The organism is Phyllobacterium sp. (assembly GCF_037994405.1).
Classification (GTDB): domain Bacteria; phylum Pseudomonadota; class Alphaproteobacteria; order Rhizobiales; family Rhizobiaceae; genus Phyllobacterium.
This window is the reverse complement of the sequence record NZ_JBBNAN010000151.1, coordinates 1-6,301: the sequence shown is the minus strand read 5'-3', so window position 1 is coordinate 6,301 and position 6,301 is coordinate 1. Positions and strand designations below refer to the sequence as shown.

6 protein-coding genes are annotated in these 6,301 nt (G+C 58.1%); 5 read left to right on the top strand and 1 reads right to left on the bottom strand.

The annotated features are described in order from the left end of the window. Together AAAC48_RS09170 and sbmA are read left to right on the top strand one after the other, a co-directional pair. The coding region (locus AAAC48_RS09170; protein WP_340653885.1) for a YbfB/YjiJ family MFS transporter at nt 1–540 on the top strand (540 nt) is incomplete at its 5' end. Nucleotides 541–783: 243 nt separating this feature from the next. Beyond that, nucleotides 784–2,037, top strand: coding sequence for a peptide antibiotic transporter SbmA (sbmA, locus tag AAAC48_RS09165; protein WP_340653884.1), 1,254 nt, complete (start codon nt 784–786; stop codon nt 2,035–2,037). Between the two features lie 22 nt (nt 2,038–2,059). Here sbmA and AAAC48_RS09160 read toward each other — a convergent pair whose 3' ends face one another. Next, a complete protein-coding gene (locus tag AAAC48_RS09160; protein ID WP_340653883.1) occupies nt 2,060–3,097 on the bottom strand; it encodes a polysaccharide deacetylase in 1,038 nt (345 codons plus the stop codon). Between the two features lie 147 nt (nt 3,098–3,244). Between AAAC48_RS09160 and AAAC48_RS09155 the strand changes: the two genes are divergently transcribed. From AAAC48_RS09155 to der, 3 genes are all read left to right on the top strand, one after another. Continuing rightward, on the top strand, nt 3,245–3,826 hold the full coding sequence (locus tag AAAC48_RS09155; protein WP_340653882.1) for an NnrU family protein: 582 nt from the start codon (nt 3,245–3,247) through the stop codon (nt 3,824–3,826). A gap of 136 nt (nt 3,827–3,962) precedes the next feature. Continuing rightward, complete coding sequence (locus AAAC48_RS09150; protein WP_340653881.1) at nt 3,963–4,643, top strand: tetratricopeptide repeat protein; 681 nt, start codon at nt 3,963–3,965, stop codon at nt 4,641–4,643. A gap of 21 nt (nt 4,644–4,664) precedes the next feature. Then, a complete protein-coding gene (gene der, locus AAAC48_RS09145; protein ID WP_340653880.1) occupies nt 4,665–6,134 on the top strand; it encodes a ribosome biogenesis GTPase Der in 1,470 nt (489 codons plus the stop codon). The last annotated feature ends 167 nt before the right edge of the window (nt 6,135–6,301 follow it).

Below are 6,301 nucleotides of genomic sequence, written 5' to 3'. Positions count from 1 at the left end.
ATCAACGTCGCCTATGGTATTTTCGGCTTTGGCTACATCATCACGGCAACTTTCATCATCGCAATTGTGCGCTCCAGCCATGGCGGCGCCTGGATGGAAGCTCTGGTTTGGCTGCTGACCGGCGCTTCCGGAGCCATTTCTGTCTGGTTGTGGACACCACTCCTGCGGCGCGTCGGCCCCTTCGTCGCGCTGGCGCTTGGTTGCGCTGTTCAGGCGGTAGGCGTTGCAGCAAGCGTTGTCCTGCCGTCACCGGTTGGTCCGTTGCTCGGCGGCCTTCTCCTCGGACTAACCTTCATCGTCATCACGGCCTTCGGCTTTCAGGCGGGACGTGTGCTTCTGCCAAATTCGCAGCGCCGGGTCATGGCGGTGATGACGGCGGCATTCGGCAGCGGCCAAATAATCGGTCCGCTGGTCGGCGGATACCTCGCCAACATCACCGGCGACTTTACCTTCGCCACACTGGCCGCGGCGGCAGGCCTGGTTGTGGCGGCGTTTTTTGCGTTCTCCGCAAGACGCCAGGGAGAGCGAGGGACCTTTTGAGAATTCAGCCTGATGACGCAGCTGGTGCGGTTGTCGAGAACCGCAGCGCAGCGGACTTATTGGTCCGTGAGCACCAGAAGCGCAGAAAAACCGCATCAGATGTCCATCAGATGGATTCGCAAAGGGTCTCCAAAGATTACAGCAATTTAATTGCTGCAGTTCATGCTTTGCCCTATTCGTGCTGTTAAGTTCAATCAATGCAGCCTTGCATTGCAGGACTTTTCACTCGAGGAATCCACGACCGTGTTTGTTTCATTTTTTCCAAAACCAAAGCTCTTCTTCATTTCAGCAGCGCTTTGGTCGTTAGCCTCTGTTCTGTTCTGGTTTTTTGTCGGAGAACAGCTCGGCGTTCATCTTGGCCTGCCGCCGGCGGCGCCCGACGCCCCGCCGATCATCGGTATCGCCAGTTTCTGGTCGCCGGCGTTTCTGTGGTTCTACATCTATTTTGCGATAATCGTCGCCATCTTTGCGGGTTTCTGGGCCTGGTATTCACCGCACAGATGGCAGCGCTGGTCGGTCCTCGGATCGGCGTTCATCCTCTTCGTCACCTATTTCCAGGTTCAGGTAAGCGTGGCCGTCAACAATTGGTACGGGCCCTTCTACAATCTCATCCAGACCGCCGTGTCCAAGACGGCACCTGTTACCTATGGCCAGTTCTATGAAGGTGTCAGTCAGTTTCTGGGTGTGGCTCTTGTTGGCGTAACCGTCAGCGTGCTGCTGGCCTTTTTCGTCAGCCACTATATTTTCCGCTGGCGCACGGCCATGAACGAATTCTACATGTCTCACTGGAGCCAGCTCCGGCACATCGAAGGTGCTTCTCAGCGTGTCCAGGAAGACACGATGCGTTTTGCCGAGACGATGGAAGGTCTCGGCGTCAGGCTTATCGATTCGTTCATGACGCTGATCGCCTTTGTGCCTGTGCTGATTGCCCTGTCCGCCAACATCACCGAATTGCCGGTCGTTGGCGAGGTGCCGCATCCTCTTGTGTTTGCAGCAGTCTTCTGGTCGATTTTCGGTACAGTCGTTCTGGCCGGTGTGGGCGTAAAACTGCCCGGTCTGCAATTCCGTAACCAGCGCGTGGAAGCCGCTTACCGCAAGGAGCTCGTCTACGGTGAGGACCACCCGGCTCGCGCTCAACCCGAGGTGATGACGGAGCTCTTTTCCAACGTGCGCCGCAATTATTTCCGGCTCTACTTCCACTATATGTATTTCAACGTTGCCAGATATCTTTACCTGCAGACCGACAACATCTTCTCGTTGATCGTGCTGATCCCGTCGATCGTCGCAGGCAAGATCACGCTCGGCACGATGAACCAGATCAGCGGTGCGTTCTCGCAGGTAACGTCCTCGTTCCAGTATCTGGTGAATTCGTGGACAACGATCGTCGAGCTCATCTCGATCTATAAGCGTCTGCGCGCATTTGAGGCCGTGATTTATGACGAGCCGTTGCCGGCGATCGACGAGCGCTATCTGCAGACGCAATCAGAAGAAGCCTGATTGCAAGCAACGCGGGCGGCGATTACATCCCGCCGCTTGTTGCAGGTTGCTTGAGCTCAGCACCGGCGACTGGCGTTCCTCCGCCTGCTTCCTTCAAATATTGGCTATAGGTCGTGCAGCGCACGTCCGGCTTGGTGCAGACTTTGCTGGTGAAGCGCTCCAGCGCCCGCCAATAGGCGTCCCCATTCATCAGCGTAAAGTGCAATCCGATCTGGAACGGGATGCGCTTGCCCTGATACTGCTCCTCGAACGCGCCCTTGAAAGCGTCGTAGGCGCGGTTCTCGAATTCGTCCAGATGATCCGTGCGTTCGATCGCGGCCGAATGGCGGACGTAGAGATTATAGTCCATGGCGATGACCGGCTTGTTCTTTGGCCCCTCATCGATAGTGGGCAGCCCGAATTGGTAAAGTCCTCCGGCGTGCAGCGGCAGGGCAGGCCCGCGCGAAACACCACTGCCGTCGAAGACGTAACCCTTTTCTCTCAGCGCCGACAGCAGCGCCGGACCCTCCGAAAGATAGGGCGCGCGAAAGCCACGGATTTCCTTGTCAACGAAGCGCTTCCAGCCTTCAGGTTCAGGATCACCGCCATATTTGCCCCATGCCTGGCTCAGCACCTGTTTGTAGGTGGTCAGCTCCCGTTCCCAGTCAGCCTTCGTCCAGCTTTTGCCGTCGAAGTGGCCGCAGGCATGGCTGGCGATCTCGTTGCCCTCGTTGCGGGCGCGCCAGATATTGTCGAGCCGCTTGGCGATATCTTCTTTCGATGTGGCAAAGCCGATGTTCGAGCGCCCGGGCGCTTCGCCTGGTGCCTGATAGGATTTGCGGTCATCCCGGTCGATCAGGAACACGCAGGAAAGGAAATAGGTGAATTTCGCATTGGAGCGCTCTGCCAGCGCCCGGCTGCGGTCCCACAATTCATTGCTGCCGGAATTGTCGAACGAAATCAGCACATATTGCGGCCTCGTACCGATCGTGCCGCGCAGCTCCGTGTTGCTATTGGCCATGGCTGGCACAGACGACGACAACGCGAGGGACGCGGCAACAATGGTGCTAATTGAACGCATGATGATGAAACGCGGCTCCGGGAGAGAAACGATGTCGCTACAGGTCAATTGTGGCGATGGTCGGACGCGGCGATCCACCGCAAGCAGGTAACTTGGAACTATCCGAGTCCCGCTATAATCTGCAACCGTCTTTTGGGGAGAGCGGCCATGCTGGTACTGATTCTTGGGATCATCGTTTTTCTTGGAATTCATTCGGTGCGCATCGTCGCGCCAGAGTGGCGTCTCGCCAAGATAGAACAGTGGGGCGAGGGCAGATGGAAAGGCCTCTACTCACTGATTTCGCTCACCGGCTTCGTGCTGCTCGTCTGGGGCTACGGCATGGCACGGCTGGGCGCGCCTATCCTTTATGAACCACCGGTCTGGATGAAGCACATCACGGCGCTTTTGATGCTGTTTGCCTTCATATTCCTCGGCGTCTTCATTGCCAAACCCGGCAGAATGAAGCCGGCGCTGAAGCATCCGATGCTGATCGCCATCAAAACCTGGGCGCTGGCGCACCTCCTTGCCAATGGTGATCTCGCGTCGCTTATCCTGTTTCTCTCATTTCTGGGGTGGGCCGTCGCCGACCGCATCGCCATCAAGCGTCAGGAGCGGGCGGGGCTCGCGGCTCCCTATATCGTACCTGGACCGGTTTCCAATGACGTTATCGCCGTTATCGTCGGCGTTGTGCTCTACGCCCTGTTTGTGTGGAAATTGCATCTGCTTCTGATCGGCGTATCGCCAATGTGAGGCCTATTTTCAAGTTAGGTCTTACATCTCGTAAGGTTTCCGACTAAAAGCGCCTGAACTCCATTGCGCGGGGCGGCTGCGGCTGCGCCGCGTTTTATCAATTGATCCGATGGCGCAAGCCATCTCAAGAGGCACCATGACTGACGACGGCTTTTTCCGTGAGGTAAATGAGGAACTGCGTTCCGACAAGGTGAAGGCGATCTGGACCCGCTATGGCTCGCTGCTCATTGGTGGCGTCGTTGCCATAGTTGTCGGCACAGGTGTCTTTGCCTTTTATGAATACTGGACGGAAAAGCAGGCCTCGCAGTCGGGTGATCAATTTCTCGCTGCACTCAACCTCGTTCGCGACGGCAAGAATGACGAAGCGTTGAAGACGCTGGAACAGCTCGAAAAGGATGGTTACGGCGCCTATCCGGTGCTGGCGCGCATGCGCGCTGCCGGCGTTCTCGCGCAGAAGGGCGATTCGGCCGGTGCTGTCGCGGCCTTCGACAAGGTGTCCGCCGATACTTCGGTTCCTCAGGCCATTCGCGATCTTGCCAAGCTTCGGGCCGCGTTCATCCTGGTCGATACCGGTTCCTATGATGATGTGGCGAGCCGCGTTGAGGCGCTGTCCTCCGACAGCAATCCAATGCGCCATTCCGCCCGCCAAGCGCTCGGCCTTGCCGCCTGGAAAGCTGGCCGTGGCGCCGATGCATTGAAACTTTTCAAGCAGATCTCCGATGATCAGACGGCTCCGGCCAATGTCCGCCAGTTTGCCGACACCATGCTTGATATGCTGCGAAGCACTGGCGCCGCACCCGCTGCCGCTGCCGGTTGAGATAGATAGGATTTTGAGCCGATGAGCTTCACTCTCGCGATTGTCGGCCGTCCGAATGTCGGTAAGTCCACGCTGTTCAACCGGCTCGTCGGCCGCAAGATCGCCCTTGTGGATGACCTTCCGGGCGTTACCCGTGATCGCCGCGTTCATGACGCCAAGCTGTACGACCTCAAATTCGATGTCATCGACACCGCAGGTTTGGAAGAAGTCGAAAGCTCTTCGCTCGAGGGCCGTATGCGCGCCCAGACGGAACTCGCGATTGGGGAAGCGGACCTCATTCTCTTTCTCGTCGATGCGAAGGCCGGCATTACCCCGACCGACGTGACCTTCGCCGATCTCGTCCGCCGTTCCGGCAAGCCGGTCATTCTGATAGCGAACAAAGCCGAGGCGCGCGGTGCTGAATCCGGCATGTACGATTCTTACCAGCTTGGTCTCGGCGAGCCGTGCCCGATCTCGGCCGAACATGGTCAGGGTTTCCCCGATCTGCGTGATGCGATCGTCGAGGCGATGGGCAAGGAGCGCGTCTTCCCCGATGAATATGTAAAGCCAAGCGCCGACGATTCTGTTGCTGTCACCATCCCTGCTATGCCCCGTCCGATGGATGATCTGATCGGCGATGATATCGACGATCCGGATGCCGAGGATGTTCCGGCCTATGATTCGTCGAAGCCCTTGCGCATCGCCATTGTCGGCCGCCCGAATGCTGGCAAGTCGACGCTGGTCAATACGATGGTGGGCGAGGAGCGCCTGCTGACTGGTCCGGAAGCCGGCATCACCCGCGATTCCATTTCCGTCGATTGGGAATGGAATGGCCGCAAGATCAAGCTCTTCGATACGGCCGGTCTGCGCCGCAAGTCGCGCGTGCAGGGCAAGCTGGAAAAACTGTCCGTTGGCGACGCGCTGCGCGCCATCCGCTTTGCCGAAGTGGTTATCATCGTGCTCGACGCGACGATCCCCTTCGAGAAGCAGGATCTGCAGATCGCCGACCTCATTATCCGCGAAGGCCGCGCGCCGATCATCGCGTTCAACAAATGGGATCTCGTCGAGAACCGCCAGATGGTGCTCGCCGATCTGCGCGAGAAGACCGAGCGGCTTCTGCCGCAGATTCGCGGTATCCGGGCCGTGCCGATTTCCGGTGAGAGAAACCAGGGCATCGACAAACTGATGGCTGCCGTCGCCACGACTGATGAAGTCTGGAACCGCCGCATTTCCACCGGCCGTCTCAATCGCTGGATGGAGAGCGTGACGACGCATCATCCACCCCCAGCGGTTGCCGGGCGCCGGCTCAAGATTAAATACATCACGCAGGTCAAGACACGCCCGCCGGGGTTTGTCATCTCCTGCTCGCGGCCGGAAGCGTTTCCGACTTCCTATGTCCGCTATCTGTCCAACGGTCTGCGCGAAACGTTCGACATGCCGGGCGTGCCGATCCGGGTTGTGCTGCGCGCCTCCGACAATCCCTTCGCCGGGCGTGCCAGAAAGAAACGTTAGAACCTTCCTCATGGTGAGCCCTCCCGAGCTTGTCGAGGGGCGAACGACGCACCAAACACGTGCTTCGACAAGCTCAGCATGAGGGACGTTTCCTTCAACTTCTCCAGACGCCGTTAACTCTCCATCAAGGTTAATGCTTCATTTTTACAACCAGAATTGTTCGGTTG

Bases quoted from the DNA above. Each gene is read 5' to 3' on its own strand.
- AAAC48_RS09150 (WP_340653881.1), top strand. From the start codon at position 3,963: ATGACTGACGACGGCTTTTTCCGTGAGGTAAATGAGGAACTGCGTTCC.
- AAAC48_RS09160 (WP_340653883.1), bottom strand. From the start codon at position 3,097: ATGCGTTCAATTAGCACCATTGTTGCCGCGTCCCTCGCGTTGTCGTCG.
- AAAC48_RS09155 (WP_340653882.1), top strand. From the start codon at position 3,245: ATGCTGGTACTGATTCTTGGGATCATCGTTTTTCTTGGAATTCATTCG.
- der (WP_340653880.1), top strand. From the start codon at position 4,665: ATGAGCTTCACTCTCGCGATTGTCGGCCGTCCGAATGTCGGTAAGTCC.